Genomic DNA, 18,601 nt, shown 5'->3' with positions numbered 1-18,601 from the left:
ATTTCATGAAAAAACTTCTATGCTTATCTTTGGTCGCAGTTCTTGCATCAATTCTGACTGGCTGTAACGGCAAAAAATCCGACAAGGAAGTAACGCTCGTAATGGCTGAAGTAAATCCCGAAGGAACGATTTCAGCAGAGATGGACAAGGCTTTCAAGGAAAAGGTAGAAGAGCTTTCCGGCGGCAAAATCAAGGTTGACCTGAAATTCGGCGGCACTCTCGGCGATGAGCAGACAATCATGGAACTTCTTACAAAGCCCCACTCAACAATACAACTAGAACGCATTTCCGCATTCAATCTGGCCTCTTACGGATGTGAAAAATCCATGCTGCTCGCAATCCCATTTACATTCTCAAGCAAGAATCATTTCTGGAATTTTGCAAATTCCTCTTTGGCAGATCAAGTCTTGGCAGAACCCTACGAAAAAAATGTCGGAATCAGAGGACTTTTCTTTGGGGAAGAAGGTTTCAGGCATTTCTTTGCAACACAGCCGCTCACAAGCATAGAGGATTTCAACGGGCGCAAGATGAGGGTAACATCAGACCCGGTTATGCTCGGAATCGCTCATGGACTAAAAACAAATCCAGTCTCAGTCAATTTTTCAGATTTATATTCAGCCTTACAGACAGGAGTTGCGGACGGAGCCGAGCAGCCAATAGCGAACTATCTCGCGAATCACTTCCACAGAATCGCGCCTTACATGATTCTCGACGGCCACACGCTTGGCGTAACAGAAGTCATAATAGCGGCGGAGGCATGGGATTCACTTTCTGAAAACCAGCAGAAGATTCTTATCGAGGCAGGCAAATACGCTGGCGAAGTATGCCGGAAATTCTCTCAGGAAGCCGAAGACAAAGCAATGATGCAGCTTGAAGCCGACGGAGCAAAATTTACGGCCGTGAACGACATAACTCCGTGGCAGGAAGCTTGCGCCGACATAATCACAAAGTCAGCAAACATAGCACCGGAGCTTTACAAAGAAATTCTTGACTTCTCGAAATAAGCTGTCATATAATGTATAGATTAAAAATACATTTAAAGAGCGTATCGATCGTGCAAGAAGAAAACAACGGCAACACGAGCAAAGAAAAGTCACTGACAGGAATAAACATTCAGGCTCTCAACTTATTTTTCATCATTCTCACAGCAATCGTATTCTGCTTTATTCTTGTCATCTCAACTACAGTAAACAATCGTTTTCACGCTGTTGAAAATGCCATCAATAAATTCATTATATGTGAGCAAAGTTCTGAGCTTATAAAAGAAAGCGCGAATTATCTTACGGATCAGGCAAGGCTTTTCGTAGTAACTCACAAAGAAATATATGTTCACTCTTATCTTGACGAAATCATAAATACAAAAAGACAGCAGAAGGCTCTCGAAAATCTTGAAGAAGTCTGTTCCGAAAAAGACCTGGCCCTGCAGCGGCTCAAAATAGCAATGGAACAGGCAAACAGTCTCATTAACATGGAGCTTTATGCAATCAGGCTGGCCTACAAAGTTATGGGCAGCAATAATCTTCCTGAAAGAATCCGTGAAATCCAAATCCGGGCAATTGATGAAGACATTCCAAAAGAACAGCTGCATGAAATCGCCCTGAACAATCTTTTCGGTGAAGGCTATCTCATTTACAAAACAAGGATTAACGAAAACTGCAGGCTCACAATCAATGCAATCGAGCAGCAGATTAAGGACGAGCTGAACATCAATGCAGACGAACTGGGAGCAAACATCCGCAGGCTCCGGATTCTCTTCTTTGTATTGCTTCTTATAAATGTGATCCTTTTCATTGCGTTTGCTTACCTTGTCATTCTTCCGCTCGAAAAATTCAAGGCATCAATCGCCAATGATGAAAAGCTCAATGTTATCGGCTCTCTTGAATGTAAGCATCTTGCTGAAAGCTACAACGAAATTTACGAGCTGAAGGCTCAGAATGAAAGGTCTCTGCTCAAAAAAGCCGAATACGATGCCCTCACAGGAATCCTTAACCGTCGGGCCTTTGACCAAATCTGCACGACATCGGCCGAAAAAAAACATCCTATTGCCCTTCTTCTCATCGATATGGACAATTTCAAGTACATCAACGATAATTTCGGTCACGCAGGCGGTGATGTTGCGCTCAAAGAACTTGCCCGGATTCTTACGGAGACATTCCGAGCAGAAGATTACATTGCACGAATCGGAGGCGATGAATTTGCGGCGATTCTTCCGAACTGCACGGTAAAGGCAGCCAGAATCATCAAGAAAAAGATCCTGACGGCAAACGAAAAGCTCCTGAGCATACAGGATAACATCAAACCGGTCTCTATCAGTGTCGGAGTTGCATTTGGAGCAGAAGGATTCTCAGAAGATTTGTTTAAAAAAGCAGACAAAGCTCTTTATATAGTAAAAGAAAAAGGCAAGCGTGGATGCGAAATCTACGAAGAAAATTATGCTACAGAAAAGTGATTCACAAATTTATATAATCGGCGCGGGATTTGCCGGCCAGATGATTTCCGAGGACTTGAAGCGCAAAAAAGTTTTCGGCTCAGTTTCAGCATTTTTGGATGATGACAAGAATTTAATCGGGAAGCAGATTGACGGGATTCCTGTTTTGGGGCCGATTTCTGAAGTCGCAAAACTTTTGAGATGCGGGCCACTCGACGAGGCAATAATCGCCATTCCGAGCGCACCAACCGAAAAAATCCGTGAAATTTACGAGGACTTAAAAAAAGGCGGATTCGCGCACATCAGGATTTTGCCAAGCGTAAGCCAGATTGTTGACGGAAAGGCTCATTTTGTCCAGACCCGCGAAATCGATCCGCTCGACATCCTCGGGCGAACGCCTGTGATTATTCCGCTTCACGAAAGCCTTCAATATCTCCGTGGAAAGCGAGTTTTGATTACGGGAGCAGGAGGCTCAATCGGCTCGGAGCTTTCAAGGCAGCTTCTTTCGGGCGGAGCAGAGAGACTTTATCTTTTCGGGCACGGAGAGAATTCAATCGTGCAGATTTACCGCGAGCTTCATGTTCTTCAGCAGGAAGGAGTCGGCGAAAAGGCAACTGTCGTTCCGATTATCGGCGACATGAAGGACAAGGAATATGTTCGCTACATCATCAGAAAGACTCACGCCGATGTAATTTTCCATTGTGCGGCTTACAAACATGTTCCGATGATGGAAGAAAATCCTGTCGCTGTAATCGAAAACAATGTGTTCGGCACAAAAAATCTTCTGGACGCGGCTATTGAAAGCAATGTGCAGAGATTCGTCCTTATTTCCACGGACAAAGCGGTTTCGCCTGTCAGCGTATACGGTGCGAGCAAAATGCTTTGTGAAAAACTCGTGCTTCAATACGCAAAAAAGGCGGCTTCAAACCAGAAGTTCATGTTCGTGCGTTTCGGAAATGTTCTCGGCTCGCGAGGCTCGATTCTTCCTTTGTTTCAGCAGCAGATTAAGTGTGGCGGTCCTGTCACAGTCACTGATAAGGACATGGAACGCTTTTTCATGACGATTCCAGAAGCATGTTCCCTTGTTCTTGAGACTGGCGGCGTAGGCGAAAACAGCAGGTCATACCTTCTGGACATGGGCGAGCCGTTAAAAATCATCGATATGGCAGAGCAGATCATCAGGTTCTCAGGGCTGGAGCCGGGCAAAGACATTGAAATCAAGATTATCGGTGCGAGAGAGGGAGAGCGTGTCTATGAACCGCTCTGGCTCGACGAGGAAAATCCGCAGAAAACAGACTACGAAAAACTCCTCGTCCTAAAAAACATCGAATTCGGCGATGAAAAGCTGGACTTTCTTCTCTCAAAACTGGAGCCAATCTGCTTCTTCAAAGGCGACGAAGAAAAATTCCGCAACAAAGAAATGCTGATTTCAATTTTGTGCCAGAATGTTCCTACTTTGGATGAATATTATAAAGTAACAAAGAAAGATAATTCCAAGAATTTATAGTTGAGTTAAAAAACGACGCGAGGGAGTGAAACGACTTACGAAAACACTCTGTTTGTGCTGCCGCGTAAGCGGCAAACGTATATAGTTACAAGCACAAACTGCGTGTAGCAGGCTAGCCTGCGGTTTCGATAAGTCGTTTTCACGACCTTTTAATCTGCTTAAAAAATCTTGTTTATATTTCCTTATTTTTGCGTTATAATATTCACACTATGGCAGAAATTAAAGTTCCGTTTTTTAAGCCGTCTTTTGACGATGAAGAAAAAAAAGCAGTTTGTGATGTAATTGATTCAGGATGGCTCACCACGGGCAAAGTCACCCATGATTTTGAATGTGAATTCGCAGAATATGTCGGGAGCAAACACGCGCTTGCGGTAAATTCCAATACAAGCGGAATGATTCTTGCGATGGAAGCGTGCGGGGTTCGACAAGGAAAAGCCGTAATCACCACTCCATACACTTTTGTCTCAACGGCGGCGAGTGCGGTTCACTTGGGCGGAGATGTTTTTTTTGCCGATATCGAGCGAGATTCTTATTCAATCGATCCTATAAAAATCGAAGAAATCCTTAAAAAAGACACTGAGCATAAAATAGTCGCCATCGTTCCTGTTCATGTCGCGGGCAATCTATGCAACATGAAAAAAATCAATGAGCTTGCCCAAAAATATTCCACTCCAGGGCACAAAATCTACGTGATTGAGGATGCGGCCCACTCTTTCCCAAGCCCCACAAAAGATGGTTTTGCAGGCACTTTGGGTGACATCGGAGTTTTCAGTTTTTACGCCACACAGACCATGACCACCGGCGAGGGCGGCATGATTACCACAAACGACGACTCTCTTGCCAAGAGAATGAGCCAGATGCGCCTGCACGGAATGAACCGCGATGCCTGGGACCGCTACACAAATCCGAAGGCCAGCTGGGAATATGACATCATCGCGCCGGGCTTCAAGTCAAATCTGCCGGATGTACTTAGCGCAATCGGGCGGGTTCAGCTCAAAAAGGCAAAATCATTTGACGAAAAACGCAAGAAAATCGCAGCCCGCTACAATGAGGCTTTCAAAGACTTGGATTATGTGATTCTTCCGCCGGATGGGGATGGGAACGCATGGCATTTGTATCTTCTTCATCTCGACGCAACAAAGCTTGACTGTGACAGGAACACTTTTGCAAAGGAACTGCAGGAAAAAGGGCTTGGAATCTCAATGCACTTCATCGCGATTTTCAATTTTACTTACTGGCAGCAAAAATATCCTGATTTCAGGGCAGAAAATTTTCCGAACGCCGATGAACATTCAAAGAACACGATTACACTTCCGCTCTTCCCCGATATGAGCGAAGAGCAGGCAAAAATTGTAATCGAAGCGGTAAAATCAGTCGGAGAAAAGCATCATGTGCGCTAAGAGAAAAAGCACCGGCAAAAAAAAGGTTATTTTCTCTGATGATTTTTACAGTGACATGAGCATGCCTGACATGCTTCATGCCGTTGTCATCACAAGTCCGTTCTCTTACGGCAAAATAATTTCAATCGGATTCGCCCCCAAAACGACAATTCCAGAAAACTGCCATCTTTTTACCAGCAAAGACATTCCAGGAGCTGCAAAAGTAAAAATTCTGGACACGGAAGTGCCGGTCTTTTCGACGGATGAGATTTCTTACAAGGGCGAGCCTCTCGGCATTCTCGTCGGGCCTGACAAAAATGTTCTTGAAGAACTGAAAAAATCAATCCGCATTCAGCTCGATCAGGAAGAACTCAAAAAAGACGAGTCAGACTTTTCAAGGACATACAATTACCTTTCGGTCTCACTAAAAGACGGTTCTCCGCTTGAGCAGAGCATAATCTCGCTCCGTAAAACAATTGAAGATTTCTCAAAACCAAAGGAAATCATCGCAAAAAGAAAGCTTGTCGTTGGCGATGTCGATGAAATTTTTGCGAACGAAGAAAAATCAGCCTTTGTGGTCGAAGGAAGATGGGACAACAAAATCCAATACAAGCCGAACAAAGAAACTGAAGGCTGCCTTTGCTACATCAAGGGCGGCAACCTGCATATTTTTACGCCCTGCCAGTGGATCAGTCAGCTTGCAAAAACCGTCTCTGAAATCACCGGCTTTCCAAAAGAAAAAATCTTTCTCACGCGCACCCTTGTTTCGAATAAAACAACGAACGCGCTCTGGCTGAACACCATTCTTGTCGCACAGGCGGCTGTCGCAGCAATAAAAACTGGCTGTCCTATCAAATATTCACTTTCAAGGCTCGCGCAGGAAGAGCTTCTGGAACTTCCGCCAAAACTTTCAATCAAGCATAAAACAGCCCTCGACAAAGACGGAATCATCAGGGCGATGGACATTTCTATCGAATTCGATGCAGGCGCGTACAATCCTTTCGCACAGGAAATTCTTGACAGGCTTACGCTTGCTGGCACAGGAATTTACAACTGCAAGAATGTCAGGGTCAGTGCAAAAGCATTCAGGAGTCACAATCCGCCGTCATCACTCCATCTCTCAATGATTGACTCACATTCATTTTTCGCTGTCGAAAATCAGATTCAGAAAATTGCGGAAGCAACAGGATTTTCGCCAGTCGATTTGAGGCAGATGAACAAAGCCGGAGGGTTGCAAAAATCAACGAAGCCTTTTACATTTCTGTTTGGCCGTTCCAGCGATGCCATAAACGCCGTAGTAATCAGGAGCGACTTCAAGCGGAAATATGCAGTTTCAAGGCTTGCCGAGCACAACCGCTACGAGCAATCAGAAAGCTCTGCATATTCTCCGCCTTTGCGCGGTATCGGCCTTGCATGTGCCTTTGACGGAAGCGGCTATCTGGGGTCATTTTTTGACAAGACAAACATCTCGATGCAAGTTTCTGTCAACGAAGAAAAGAAAATCGTAGTCCATGCTTATCCTCCGTCAGTGGCAATCCGTGAAATCTGGACAAAAATCATTACGGATAACATCGAAATTGACAGGCGGAACATAATTTTTACGAACGAGACTGTCGAAGAAATCGGTAAAAAAAGCAAGGAAAACCTTATTATCCCTGAAACTCTGATTGGAACAGTCAGTCTCAGGACAACCCTTCTCAAAAAATGCGTTGACGCAATCAAACGCAAGAAAATCGACGGAACGCCATTTTCGGTCAAAAAATCCCTGCCACCGTCACGAAAAAAACTCTGGAACCAGCAGGAATTTTCCGGCACTCCGTATTACAACACTGCGTTCGGAACCTGTACCGTTGAAGTCGAATTTGACATATTCACATACCGCGAGACAATCAGAAAAATCTGCGTGATTATCGACGGAGGTAAAATTCTTTCCCCAAAATCAGCAGAAAATTCCGTGTACCGCTCGATTCAGCGATGCCTTACAACATTGGTCGAGGATGATTCTATAAACTGTCCGTCGATTTCCGTGCAGTTCATGCAGTCCGAAGAAGAGCCAAAGCAAATCGGACATCTTGTCTATTCAATTCTTCCTGCGGCCTACACTTCCGCACTCTCACAGGCACTCGCATACCCAGTCAGGTCGCTTCCGCTAAAAACAGACTCGCTATTTAAAATCTGCGAAAACTACAATGACTCCAAAAGAATATCAGAAGAGGCAGACAAATGAAAATTCCTGTCATGCTAAACAGCTCAAAAGTAATTCTCGATGCAAAACCAAGCGAAAGCCTGCTTGAAGTCCTCAGACGACAGGGATTACTCTCAGTGAAAGAAGGTTGCACAAAGGGCAGGTGCGGCTCATGCACAGTCCTTCTCGATGACAGGCCGGTTCCAAGCTGTGTCATTCCGGTTGGAATCGTAAGGAACGCCTCAATCGAAACGCTTGAATTCTTCCTGCTCACAAAAGAAGGCGAGGACATCACGGCCGGATTCAAACAGGCTGGAGTTACGACATGCGGATTCTGCAACAGCACAAGGATTTTCTCAACTTATGAGCTTTTAAAAAAGGTCTACAGGCCGACAATGGAAGAACTTGAGGAACTTGCTGATTCAATAAAATGCAACTGCATAGACAAAAAGACTTTCATCAATGGCGTAATTTATGCGACCGCAATCAAACACGAGCGGGAGGGACGAAGGAATGCCACAGTCTAAGACATTTTTTTACGCCAAAAACCTCAACGACATATTCTACCAGCTCAAAAATATCTCTGATTTGAACATTGTCGGAGGCTGCACGACTTTTGTTGAAAAGGAACTGCCCGAAAAAAACCTCTCAATCAGGGGAATTGAGGAACTGAATCAGATTGACAAGCACGAACGTTATATTGATTTGGGCGCGGGAGTACAGCTTTCTGCAATCGAAGAATTGGGTGAGGCAAACCTTCCGAAAATCTTTTATGAGGCAATCACTACAATCGCGAACAAAAACGTGCGGAACATTGCGACAATCGGCGGAAACATCTGTGCGAAGGGATTTTATCACACGCTTTACGCTCCCCTTCTCGCCCTTGATGCACGGCTTGAAGTGACTGACGGGGAGAATACCAGCTTTCAGCCGATAATGCGTTTTGATTCGATTTCAAGCGGGTCACTGCTTTCAAAAGTGAGGTTGCCACTGGAACAATGGGAAGTTGCTGTTTTCAGGAGGCTCGGTCCTTCGCAGTCAATAAGCGAGCTTTCTGCAGGGTTCGCATTTCTGGCAAATTCACAGAAAAATCAGATTTCAGACCTGCGGATTGCGTTTGCAGGAAGCATGAAATTCCGTGACATTGAACTGGAAAACAAATTAATCGGCGCACATCTGCCGCTTTCAGCGACGGCAATCTCAAACTTCATGCTCGAAGCCGAAGATTTCTTCAACGAAGCGGCAAAAGGCAAAAAACTGAATCCGATTTTAAAGCATCAGTTCTGGAACCTGACGAAGTATTCGCTGGAACAGCTTACTTGATCAACATGCGGCGACATCCATGTCGTGACGAGAATTTCTTTCAGAAATTCTCGCAGTCAATTTGCTTTACCCCGCATCCGTGCGGGCATTTTCTATTTAATCAACATACAGTCGCCGTAAGAGAAGAAGTGGTATTTTTCTTCTACGGCTTTTTTGTAGGCGTTCAGGATGTGCTCGCGACCAGCGAATGCGCTTACGAGCATAATCAATGTGCTTTCCGGGGTATGGAAGTTCGTGAACATCTGGTTTACGCACTTGAACTTGTAGCCCGGATACATGAAGATGTGGGTCGCGCTTGAACCGCCTTTTACAAATCCGTTTTCATCGCTCGCGCTTTCGAGTGTGCGCACACTTGTCGTTCCAACGGCCAAGATTGGGCGGCCATCGCGTTTAGCCTGATTGATTTTTTCGGCAACATCAAACGGAACGGTGTAAACTTCCTCGTGCATTTTGTGCTCTTCGATGTTCTCCGTGCGAACAGGAAGGAATGTTCCCAGGCCGACATGCAATGTTACGAAAACCCGCTCTATCCCCTTTTCATCAAGACGGCGGAACATATCTTCGGTAAAGTGTAAGCCCGCAGTTGGGCAGGCCGAGCTTCCTGTTTCTTTGGCATAGATCGTCTGGTACCGCTCGCTGTCAGTATCATCATCCTCGCGGCGGATGTACGGCGGAAGAGGAATGTGTCCGTTACGGCCGAACCAGTCGTCATCGAGCCGCGACTCAAATTGAATCGTGCGGAATTCACTTCCTGTGTCGTTCTCGTGCTCGATGATAGTTCCGACAGAACCGTCCGTAAAGCGGTATTTGTTACCGGCTTTTACTTTTTTGGCTCCTTTGACCATTGTGTGCCACAAATTGCCTTCGGGAGTCATCTGGTTGAGGAACATAAACTCCTGCTCACGACCGCCCTGCCCTTCGACATCGGAAAGCTTGATTCCGTAGCAGCGGCTCCGGCGTACTTTTGAGTTGTTGAAAACCATGAGCGTGTCAGGCGAGATTAAATCCGGCAAATCATCCATCTTGAGGTGCTTGACCTCGCCTGTCTCGCGGTTGAGGAGCATGAGCTTGTCCTGTCCGCGGATTCCGCTCGGTTTTTGAGCGATGAGTTCTTCTGGTAAATCAAAGTAAAAGTCTGTCAGTTTCATTGAACGAACAGTCTAAACTTAAACCTTAAACTGGTCAATCTGTGAGCCAATGCCTGAGATAGACTCGCTCATTTTTCCGGCAATTCCGCTCAAAGCAGAGCCAGTCTCATTGATTTTTCTTGCTCCGATGGCCATTTCTTCCATGCTCTGTGCCATAGATGCAGAAGCGTTCTGCAGCATCTGGACTTCTTTGAGAATCATCTTGTTGCCTTCTTCCATTTCGGCAGATGCGTTGCGAACCTCAATCGTGCTGTCATTCATATTGTGAAGCGCGTCTGTAATCTGCTGGCTTCCTTCGTTCTGCTCTTCCATTGCGGCCTTAATCTGCATGACAAGGGCATCAGTTTCCTCAAGTTTGCGGGAAACAGCCTCAAAAGCCAGGGCTGACTCGCCGGAAGCCGAAACGACTTCGCTAATTGAATTTTTGATGTTTGTAAGCTGATCACCGATTGTCTTAGACTGAGCAGTTGAAGTTTCTGAAAGCTTACGGATTTCGTCAGCGACAACGGCAAAGCCCTTTCCTGCCTCGCCTGCATGAGCCGCCTCGATTGCCGCATTCATGGCAAGAAGGTTAGTCTGGCTTGCGATGGCCGCGATTGCGACATTTGCTTCCTGAAGCATGGTTGACTGGCTTTCAATCTCCGTGATTCGGTCATTGACAGCTTTTTGCTTTGAGATGCCCGCCTGAGAGTTTGCGCGCAAATCCCCGAATGAGCGTGCCATCTTTTCCATGGAACCGTTAACCGAAGAAATATTTCCGATCATCTCTTCGACAGCCGCACTTGCCTGAGTAACGCCGTTCGACTGGCTCTCAATCATTTTTTCCAGAGACTCAATGTTTGATGCAATCTCATTGACAGCCCCGGCAGTCTGACTTACGCTCTGGTTCTGACCGTCAATCTGCCTCTTCATAGAATCAATGTTTGCGATAATCTGTGTGATTGAGCTTGCAGTATCATCGACACTCGCGCTCATGTCAGAGCCAACGCTGTCAAGATTTGCATTTGAATGTTTGACATGAGAGATGATTGTCTGCAATTTTTCAGTAAACGCATTGAAGCCTTTTACGACATTTCCGATCTCATCATTTGATGTTACGGCAATTCGTTTTGTCAAATCAGCATTTCCGCTCGCAATCTCAGTGATTGAAGTCTCGACAGCTTTTAAAGGCCTCAATGAAATCGAAAGGATTACGGCACTGAAAATAATCGCGACAACAAGAATCACGATGACACTGACTAACATTGATGCTGACATTTTCGTGATTGAACCGAAGAATTCATCAGCGGGAGCCATACAGAACACAGCCCAGTCACTTTCGCCGCCGACAGGCCTGTATGAAGCAACCATATTCTTTTTGCGCCACGGCTCAAAGAAAATCTTGTAAGTGGTGCTTCCGCTCATGGCCTCGATGATTGCTTCCTTCATTGCGCCCGAAGTTGAATCTTTGAGAACCTGACCTTCCTCAACATATTTTACATCAGAATCAGCAACGGTTTTGCCGCTCTTCATGTTGATGATGAACGGATGACTTTCTTTTCCGATATAAATTTCTTTACAAAGGTCTGAAAGGGTCTTTCCGTGGAAAATTGAAACTATTACACCGATGATTTTAGAATGTTCCTTGTTATAGACAGGAACTGAATACATCATCAAAAGCAAATTATTTACAGGACTGAAAGTTGGGTCAGAAAGGTAATGATTTCCGGCAAAAGCTTCCTTGAAGTAAGCCCGGCTCGACAAATCAACAAGCTGTCCGTCACTTGTGATGCTCATTCCATGCTCGTCATAATAAGCGATGTTCTCATATCGAGGATCTGTCTTCGCAACACCAAGCAGGATTTTGCTTTTTTCGGCAATTGAAATATCCGGATCCTGAATGATTGAAAGGTTCGCCAAAGACTCCAATAAATGGAATTCCCTTTCATTCTGCTGTGCGACCTGGACAGCAATTTTCTCAGAAATTGTGGTAATTGTCTGCTCGACAGAACTTTCCAACGAAGATTTTGACATCGTATAGGCTATTGCCCCCAAAATTCCATTGGAAATCACAACGATAAGAATCAAAAGCATCAAAAGCTTAGTTTTAAGGCTGTTTAATTTCATAAAAACTCCTGAAAAATTCGTTAATATTATTATAAGATAAAATTATGGAATTTGCACGATTTTTTTTTACGCAAATTTTTCTGGCTGCCGCCCTTCCGCACTTCGGTAGCCCTCATTCCTTCGCTTCGCTCCGCTGGCACTCTCGTTGTCGTGCCAGTTCGAACTGCTTCGCAGGTGCTCCACGGCGGTGCGGCATTGACTATTCAAACAAACTTGGCTGGCTGCTTGTGGCATTTGATTTGTATTCAAGTCCGAGGTGCTGGTATGCCTTTGCGGTGACAATCCTGCCACGCGGGGTTCGCTGAATCAGGCCGCACTGAATCAGATAAGGCTCGTAATAATCCTCAAGGGTGTCCTGCGACTCTCCGATTGAAATTGCAAGCGTCTCAGCACCAACCGGCCCGCCACCGAAATTCTTGATTATTGAAAGAAGAATCTCACGGTCATAATGCTCTAAGCCCAGAGAATCAATCTGAAGTTTTTTGAGGCCGTCTTCCGTGATTTTTAGCGTGATTCGGCCGTCACCGTAGAACTGCGCGAAATCCCTCATCCTGCGAAGGACACGGTTTGCCACGCGAGGTGTTCCCCGGCTAGAGCGAGCCATGAGAAGTGCCGCATCATCGTCAATCTTACAGTTAAGGATAGCCGCACTGCGCTTTATAATAGAAGAAAGTTCTTCATGAGTATAAAAATTGAATCTCTGGATGATTCCGAATCGGGTCTGCAACGGCTTTGAGACCATTCCGGCTTTTGTAGTCGCGCCAACAAGCGTAAACTTTGGAATCGGGATTCGCACCGTGCGGGCTGCCGCTCCCTGACCGATTACCCAGTCAAGCTCAAAATCTTCCATGGCAATATAAAGCATTTCCTCAATTGCAGGCTTGAGACGGTGAATCTCATCGATGAAGAAAACCGTTCCCGGAGAAATCGTTGAAAGAATGCCCGCCAAATCCTTCGGCTTATCCAAAGCAGGAGCCGATGTGACTTTGAAATCCGCACCAAGCTCGTGTGCCGTGATTTCGGCAAGGGTTGTCTTTCCAAGTCCCGGCGGTCCGATTAAAAACAGATGGTCAAGCGGTTCACGACGCTCGCGCGCCGCCTGAATGAACACGGAAAGATTTTCCTTGATTTCCTTTTGTCCAAGGAATTCGTCAAGCATCTTCGGCCGCAAAGAGCCGTCCACACTGTCCTCGTTACTAGGCACATCCGCCCGAACAATGTGAGTCGAAGCCTGCGATGCCAGCTGAGAAAATTCGTTTATATCAGAATCAAAGTTAGCTTTCAATTTTTCGTTTTCCGTTTACATTACTCATTGCTACTGTGCCAGTGCGACAATTGCCCGCCTGAACAAGATTTCTTCCTTTGCATCGCGCGTTTTGTCCTTGAAGGCGACCTCGCCACCAGAAGAAATCTCATTGTTAAGTTCATCCACGAGTTTTGAAATGCAGTTTTCCACATCCCGCTTGTCGTAGCCCATGTTTGCGAGCGCAGAAATTAAATCGGCATACTCTCCGCCACGATTGACCACGACTTTTACGCCCGGCAAATCTTCTTCAAGAGTGAGCTTGCCTTTGAGGGTGAGCAGCATTTTCTGGGCTGTTTTTTTGCCAAGCCCCGGAATTTTCTCCAGCGCGGCCAAATCTCCGTTTTCAAGGCTCTGAACGAGCTGATCCCGCTGAATATTGCTCATGATTTTAATCGCGGATTTTGGGCCGACCCCCTCGACCTTGTTCAAGTCAAAAAACAAATCGCGGTCTTTTGTTGAGGCAAAACCAAAAAGGTTCATTGCACTGTCAGTATGCTGCATCCATGTAAAAACCCGCGCTTTTTCTCCCAGCTTAGGCAAATCGTCCAGAGTAGTGTCAGGAACGATTATATCCCATTCAATACCATTTGTATCAAGGAAAAGTTTCTGCGGAAATTTACCGGTAATTGTACCCGAAAGTGAATTGAACATGAAAGAAATTATAATAGAAAAAGGAATTAAATTCTATTCTATAGCTATAAAGCCGTTGAATGGCGAATTTTGAACTTATCGAATATGTCAAAAAACGGTCGGAATCGGGGTTCTGACACAAACTCGCCTGAGCTTTGCTCACTGCGATGTTTGGGGCAGGTTCACGATGGGAGACCGTTTTTTAACACAGCCAAGAAATTTTAAAAACTCGACATTTGAGCTTCTACTTTATTTTTCGGACAAACGCATCTTTGAAGCCGTGTGCACGGAACTTTTCATCCACAGCACCGTACTCATCGATATTGAGTGGCCCGACCATAACCTGATAAGAACTTTTTGATGAATTCTGAACCAGCACGACCGGATATTTTGCTGAATATTTATCAATGAAATTCTTGATATTGTCAGTGTTTCCGAGAGAAGCGACCTGAATATAGTAGCTTCCCTTGCGAAGATTTTTGACCGACGGAACGACATAGTTCGTCCAGTTGTTTTCGATTACGACTGCAGGAGCAGTTTCCTCTACAGGAACGACTTCCTTAACAGGCGCAACTTCCGCAACTACAGGAACAGTTTCCCTGGCCGGGCTTTCCTCGGCTAGAGGCGGATTTGGCTCAGCAGGAACAAGGACAATCGGCTGATAAGCATCAGCTGGCTCTTCTAAACTTACTGGCTGCTCTTCGGCAACAACCACAGGCTCGCTCTCAATTCCGGCAGGAAGTTCTGAGGCAACAGCTTCTTCCGAAACGACTTCCTCAGCGGCAGGAGTCTCTGCGACATAAACCGGCTCTTCCTTTTTCTCTACTGGAGTCTCTGCGACATAAACCGGCTCTTCCTTTTTCTCTACTGGAGCCTCTTCTATATAATCAGGCTCCGTTCCCTCAATAACGACGACTTTCTGCTTTCCGTAAGTGCGTTCTCCGTCCGGCAACGGTGGAAGGACTTCGTAAACAGTATCAGGCTGAACCTCTTCCTCAACGACATTCTCCGCAGCAGGCTCGACTTTTGAAAGGACAGGAGTTTCCTCAATTTCATCAGCCACAGCCTGGAACTCATCATAAGCAGGAGTATTTTCTGCAAGAACAGGAGTTTCTTCCACAATCTCTTCTTCAATCTTTTCAGTTTCGGCAGGGATTTCCTCAACTTTCTCTGCGACGACAGGAATTTCTTCAACAGTCTCCTCAGCCTTTTTTTCCTCGGCAACAGGAACTGCGACCGGAACCGGAGTAACGGCAGGAGCAGGAATTGCGACAGGCACAGTTTCAGCGGCAGGAGCTGGAGTTACGGCTGGAGCAACTTTTGGAACAGTTTCAGCTACGGCAGCTGGATCCGAAACGGTAGGCATTTCAGCTTTAGGCTGTGGCTTTTCTTCCTCGCCCTCGGAAAGAACTGCCGAACCGTTTGCATTTTCATCAAGGCTGCCAGAGCGTTTTGTGAGCTTAACCTGAACATTTGAATTCGGTTTGATTCTCAAGCCTTCTGCGGCTTCTGGAGAAAGAAGGATTGCGACACCTTCACTCGGATCAATCGCGCCCAAAACAAGGACATCAACTGCGCTTCCAGTGGCAGGGTTTGTCACCGTCACGCTGTCTCCAGGCAAGTAGCCGACAGTCCGGGCAAAAAGTCCCCGCGGCATTGTTCCAGAATCAGCGACAACTGCGCGACCGTCAAGAGATGGCCGGGCAGCGGCAAACAATGTTGCGACTGTAAAAATAGTAAGAATAAAAAGCGTTAATTTTTTCATATTTCCCCTACCCTATATTAATATCTCATTTGGTTGTTGATTTGATAAGCTACAAGTCCCGCAAACTGACTCAATCCAATCTCATTGTTTGTGTTTTCACGAGGCTTTTCAGGAACTGCGCTTCCCTCAAAAAGCTGGATTCCAGTTGAGACCGCATAAGCCTTCCACTGAACTTTTTTGATATTCTCAAGAAGAAGTCCTTCAGGATTTGAAGAATCGCTGGTGTTGTAAAAAAGCTCCACACGAATCAAAGTGTCCATTCCGCCCTGAAGATTTTCACGAAGCGAAGCCTTGAGCGCGCCAAGATTTTTTTCCTCAGTGTCAGAAATCCAAATCGGCGAGCTTGAAACGATGTCCCCCGCATCAAAAAAATAGTCTGTGATGTTCTGCTCAAAAAGATATGATGTTGCCCAGACTTTTTCCTGTCCGGGATTGTTCTGGATAATCTGAATCGAAAGTGATTTTGCAAAAACTCCCGAAGCACAGAAAACAGCGAAAAGTCCAGAAATAAATATTTTTACCCACCTATTCATAACTTCCCCCCAGCAAACAAAAAGTTCACTGTCTTTATGAATATCGGATTTTTGAAAAAAAAGTTTATAGCAATTAGCAATGAGCAATTTTTTGGGCGCGAAATTTTGGGGCTCCGGGCTTTTCAGCCTTCGCTCCCGCTCATAGCCTTCGGCTACTTCGGGCTTACAATCCCGCGCGGGCATTTGCTTTTGGTTTTTAAATTTCTGATTTCAGGTTGAAATAGTCCGGTAAATCTATTTCGAAAGACTTGGGCTTTCCTTCTGAGGATGGGATTGTCAGTTTTGAGGAACATAATAGAAGATTTCTGATTTTCAGGTGTTTTTTGGTAAGTTTGTTCAGCTTGAAGTTTCCGTGCTTGTCGTCGCCGCAGATCGGGGCTCCTACCGAAGCCAGATGTATTCTAATCTGGTGCATTCTGCCAGTTCCAAGCTTGAGGTGAATTTTTGAGAATGTGAGAGAAACACTGTCAGAGGGCGCAGCCGGAGCGGCATTTTCTTGCGATTCAGGCAATGCCGTGGAAATTTCGACGGATTTTACTTCTTCAACGGTAAAATTCGTGACCGCAGCCTGTTCCCGCTGATTTTTGCCATTCTTTTTTACGACCGAACCTGAAATCGTGCCCGTTTTCTGCTTTTTTCCATTGATGACAGGTTCCCCGAAGCAGACCGCCGTGTATTCTTTCTGAACCTGCTTTGAGGCAATAAGCTCAATCCATTTTGAAGCGGCCTTCGGAGTTTTCGCCACGACCATAAGGCCGCAGGTTTCCTTGTCCAATCGATGAACTAAATGCACTTTAAATCCGACCTGCTTGGAAAATTCCTCGTCAAGCGGATGCGCTATTCCCTCACCGCCCTGCACCGCGACTCCAGCAGGCTTATTTATCACAAAAATTTCATCATCTTCAAAAAGGATTGGGATTTCTTTCATAAGAAAATGATAACGAAAAACCGGGAACTGTGCTATAATGATTCTATGAAAAAATTTTCAATCATTTTTCTTCTATACTTAATCTGTTTTTCGGCTTTCTCGGAGATTATCACTTCCGAGAAATTCAACTACTCAATCGACTTTCCCGAGGGCTATGAAATCATCGACATGGAGCAGGACGAAACTACCGTCATTTTCAAGAACAAATATCTTGCGGCTCATGCTTTGATTCGTGTATGGCCGGAGTCAAAATTCAAATCGGCGGATGCAGCCCTCAAAGACACGCTCAGCCGCATCAAAGCCACGGCCGACTATTCAGACGCAATCTGGCGAAGGCAGAAATGCTCAATCGCATCTTTTGAAAGCTCCCTGCTTCTTCCAGACGAAGCGGCTCAGGGCTGGGGCGCATGCATTCCTCTTCCGCAGAAAAAAGGCTATCTCTCGATTCTTTCTTATTCTCCCAAAAAAGTTTTTGAGAATTTAGGACAGGTTCTTGTCTCTGTTCTTGATTCAGTCCTGATTGATGCAGGAAGTTTCCGCGAACCGGGGCTTATCACAAGCACATTCTATCCACGGAAGCAACCTAAATCGATAAATCTTACTATCAGCGGGAAATCAATCCCGACTCAAATTGATACCATTGATGCAGAAGCAAGCCAGTTCGTAATTGACAGGGAATTTTCGGTCTTTTCATTCTACGCCGCGAACAATCTCCCGGAAATGTACGATGCGTGGGTTCGTTTCTACCGACTTTTGGCACGCGACTCAATGGAACGGGTCAAAAAAGTAAGTTTCGATATTTATTCTGCTTTGCGTGAAGATTGCGAAAAAAAGGATTCGGCCAATCCGGATGCAGCCCTTGCACAGGCTCTTCTTTACTGGGCGCAGGATTTCCATTACGAGCGAAAATCTTCAAGCTACGACAAAGCCGACATTGAGAGTATTCCGGCGATTCTGGAAGGCGGATCAAGCGACTGTGACGGACGCTCCCTTCTTTTGATGTGCATTCTCAAAAACTGCTCGCTCGAAAGCTGCATGTTCATTTCATCACAATACAGCCACGCGCTTCTGGGAGTCTATTTACCGGGAAAGCAGGGGCAGACAATCAAAGTTGATGACGGCGAGGGCGGAAAGGATTACATCGTAGGCGAAACCACTGCAAAGAACCTCACTCTCGGAATGATGCCCGCAAACATGACTGACCGCAAGAACTGGATGAGCGTGGAATTGCCATAATGGCAGATTTGTGCTATAGTCGCTTCTACATTTCGGGCTATAGCGCAGCTGGTTAGCGTGCTTGTCTGGGGGGCAAGAGGTCTCGGATTCGAATTCCGATAGCCCGACGATTCAGCGGATTCCAAAA

At 45.7% G+C, this 18,601-nt stretch carries 15 protein-coding genes and 1 tRNA gene; 9 read left to right on the top strand and 7 right to left on the bottom strand.

Going from position 1 to position 18,601, the window contains the following annotated elements; translation table 11 throughout:
- Window positions 1-5 precede the first annotated feature (5 nt).
- The 7 genes from IJJ71_RS13065 to IJJ71_RS13035 all read left to right on the top strand — a co-directional run bounded on the left by IJJ71_RS13065 (window position 6) and on the right by IJJ71_RS13035 (window position 8,822).
- The gene (locus tag IJJ71_RS13065; RefSeq protein ID WP_296847642.1) at window positions 6-1,004 is read left to right on the top strand and encodes a TRAP transporter substrate-binding protein; all 999 of its coding nucleotides are present in this window, start codon (window positions 6-8) and stop codon (window positions 1,002-1,004) included.
- Window positions 1,005-1,054: 50 nt separating this feature from the next.
- Window positions 1,055-2,449 (top strand): GGDEF domain-containing protein, encoded by a 1,395-nt coding sequence (locus tag IJJ71_RS13060; RefSeq protein WP_296847641.1) that lies wholly within the window; start codon window positions 1,055-1,057, stop codon window positions 2,447-2,449.
- Entirely contained in the window at window positions 2,433-3,935 is a 1,503-nt protein-coding gene (locus IJJ71_RS13055; RefSeq protein ID WP_296847640.1) for a polysaccharide biosynthesis protein, read from the top strand. The genes IJJ71_RS13060 and IJJ71_RS13055 overlap by 17 nt, the downstream gene beginning before the upstream one ends.
- 209 nt (window positions 3,936-4,144) lie before the next feature.
- Entirely contained in the window at window positions 4,145-5,335 is a 1,191-nt protein-coding gene (locus IJJ71_RS13050; RefSeq protein WP_296847639.1) for a DegT/DnrJ/EryC1/StrS family aminotransferase, read from the top strand.
- Window positions 5,325-7,541: a xanthine dehydrogenase family protein molybdopterin-binding subunit gene (locus IJJ71_RS13045; protein WP_296847638.1), complete on the top strand. Its 2,217-nt coding sequence runs from the start codon at window positions 5,325-5,327 to the stop codon at window positions 7,539-7,541. The genes IJJ71_RS13050 and IJJ71_RS13045 overlap by 11 nt, the downstream gene beginning before the upstream one ends.
- Window positions 7,538-8,026: a (2Fe-2S)-binding protein gene (locus tag IJJ71_RS13040; RefSeq protein ID WP_296847637.1), complete on the top strand. Its 489-nt coding sequence runs from the start codon at window positions 7,538-7,540 to the stop codon at window positions 8,024-8,026. Before IJJ71_RS13045 ends, IJJ71_RS13040 begins: the two co-directional genes overlap by 4 nt.
- Entirely contained in the window at window positions 8,013-8,822 is an 810-nt protein-coding gene (locus IJJ71_RS13035; protein WP_296847636.1) for an FAD binding domain-containing protein, read from the top strand. The genes IJJ71_RS13040 and IJJ71_RS13035 overlap by 14 nt, the downstream gene beginning before the upstream one ends.
- 92 nt (window positions 8,823-8,914) lie before the next feature.
- Here IJJ71_RS13035 and queA read toward each other — a convergent pair whose 3' ends face one another.
- The 7 genes from queA to IJJ71_RS13000 all read right to left on the bottom strand — a co-directional run bounded on the left by queA (window position 8,915) and on the right by IJJ71_RS13000 (window position 17,238).
- Window positions 8,915-9,970, bottom strand: coding sequence for a tRNA preQ1(34) S-adenosylmethionine ribosyltransferase-isomerase QueA (gene queA / locus IJJ71_RS13030; RefSeq protein WP_296847635.1), 1,056 nt, complete (start codon window positions 9,968-9,970; stop codon window positions 8,915-8,917).
- Between the two features lie 18 nt (window positions 9,971-9,988).
- Window positions 9,989-12,076 (bottom strand): methyl-accepting chemotaxis protein, encoded by a 2,088-nt coding sequence (locus IJJ71_RS13025; RefSeq protein ID WP_296847634.1) that lies wholly within the window; start codon window positions 12,074-12,076, stop codon window positions 9,989-9,991.
- A gap of 199 nt (window positions 12,077-12,275) precedes the next feature.
- Complete coding sequence (gene ruvB / locus IJJ71_RS13020) at window positions 12,276-13,295, bottom strand: Holliday junction branch migration DNA helicase RuvB (protein WP_296847683.1); 1,020 nt, start codon at window positions 13,293-13,295, stop codon at window positions 12,276-12,278.
- A 96-nt stretch (window positions 13,296-13,391) separates the two neighbouring features.
- Complete coding sequence (ruvA, locus tag IJJ71_RS13015; protein ID WP_296847633.1) at window positions 13,392-14,033, bottom strand: Holliday junction branch migration protein RuvA; 642 nt, start codon at window positions 14,031-14,033, stop codon at window positions 13,392-13,394.
- A 223-nt stretch (window positions 14,034-14,256) separates the two neighbouring features.
- Window positions 14,257-15,777 (bottom strand): SPOR domain-containing protein, encoded by a 1,521-nt coding sequence (locus IJJ71_RS13010; protein WP_296847632.1) that lies wholly within the window; start codon window positions 15,775-15,777, stop codon window positions 14,257-14,259.
- 17 nt (window positions 15,778-15,794) lie between these two features.
- Window positions 15,795-16,310: a hypothetical protein gene (locus tag IJJ71_RS13005; RefSeq protein ID WP_296847631.1), complete on the bottom strand. Its 516-nt coding sequence runs from the start codon at window positions 16,308-16,310 to the stop codon at window positions 15,795-15,797.
- 196 nt (window positions 16,311-16,506) lie between these two features.
- On the bottom strand, window positions 16,507-17,238 hold the full coding sequence (locus IJJ71_RS13000) for an RluA family pseudouridine synthase (RefSeq protein ID WP_296847630.1): 732 nt from the start codon (window positions 17,236-17,238) through the stop codon (window positions 16,507-16,509).
- Between the two features lie 45 nt (window positions 17,239-17,283).
- Here IJJ71_RS13000 and IJJ71_RS12995 point away from each other — a divergent pair, with 45 nt between their 5' ends.
- Complete coding sequence (locus IJJ71_RS12995) at window positions 17,284-18,474, top strand: hypothetical protein (RefSeq protein WP_296847629.1); 1,191 nt, start codon at window positions 17,284-17,286, stop codon at window positions 18,472-18,474.
- Window positions 18,475-18,507: 33 nt separating this feature from the next.
- Window positions 18,508-18,581 (top strand) — tRNA-Pro (locus tag IJJ71_RS12990).
- The last annotated feature ends 20 nt before the right edge of the window (window positions 18,582-18,601 follow it).

It is taken from the genome of Treponema sp. (assembly GCF_017430385.1).
Taxonomy (GTDB): domain Bacteria; phylum Spirochaetota; class Spirochaetia; order Treponematales; family Treponemataceae; genus Treponema_D.
This window is presented reverse-complemented; position numbering and strand designations above follow the sequence as displayed.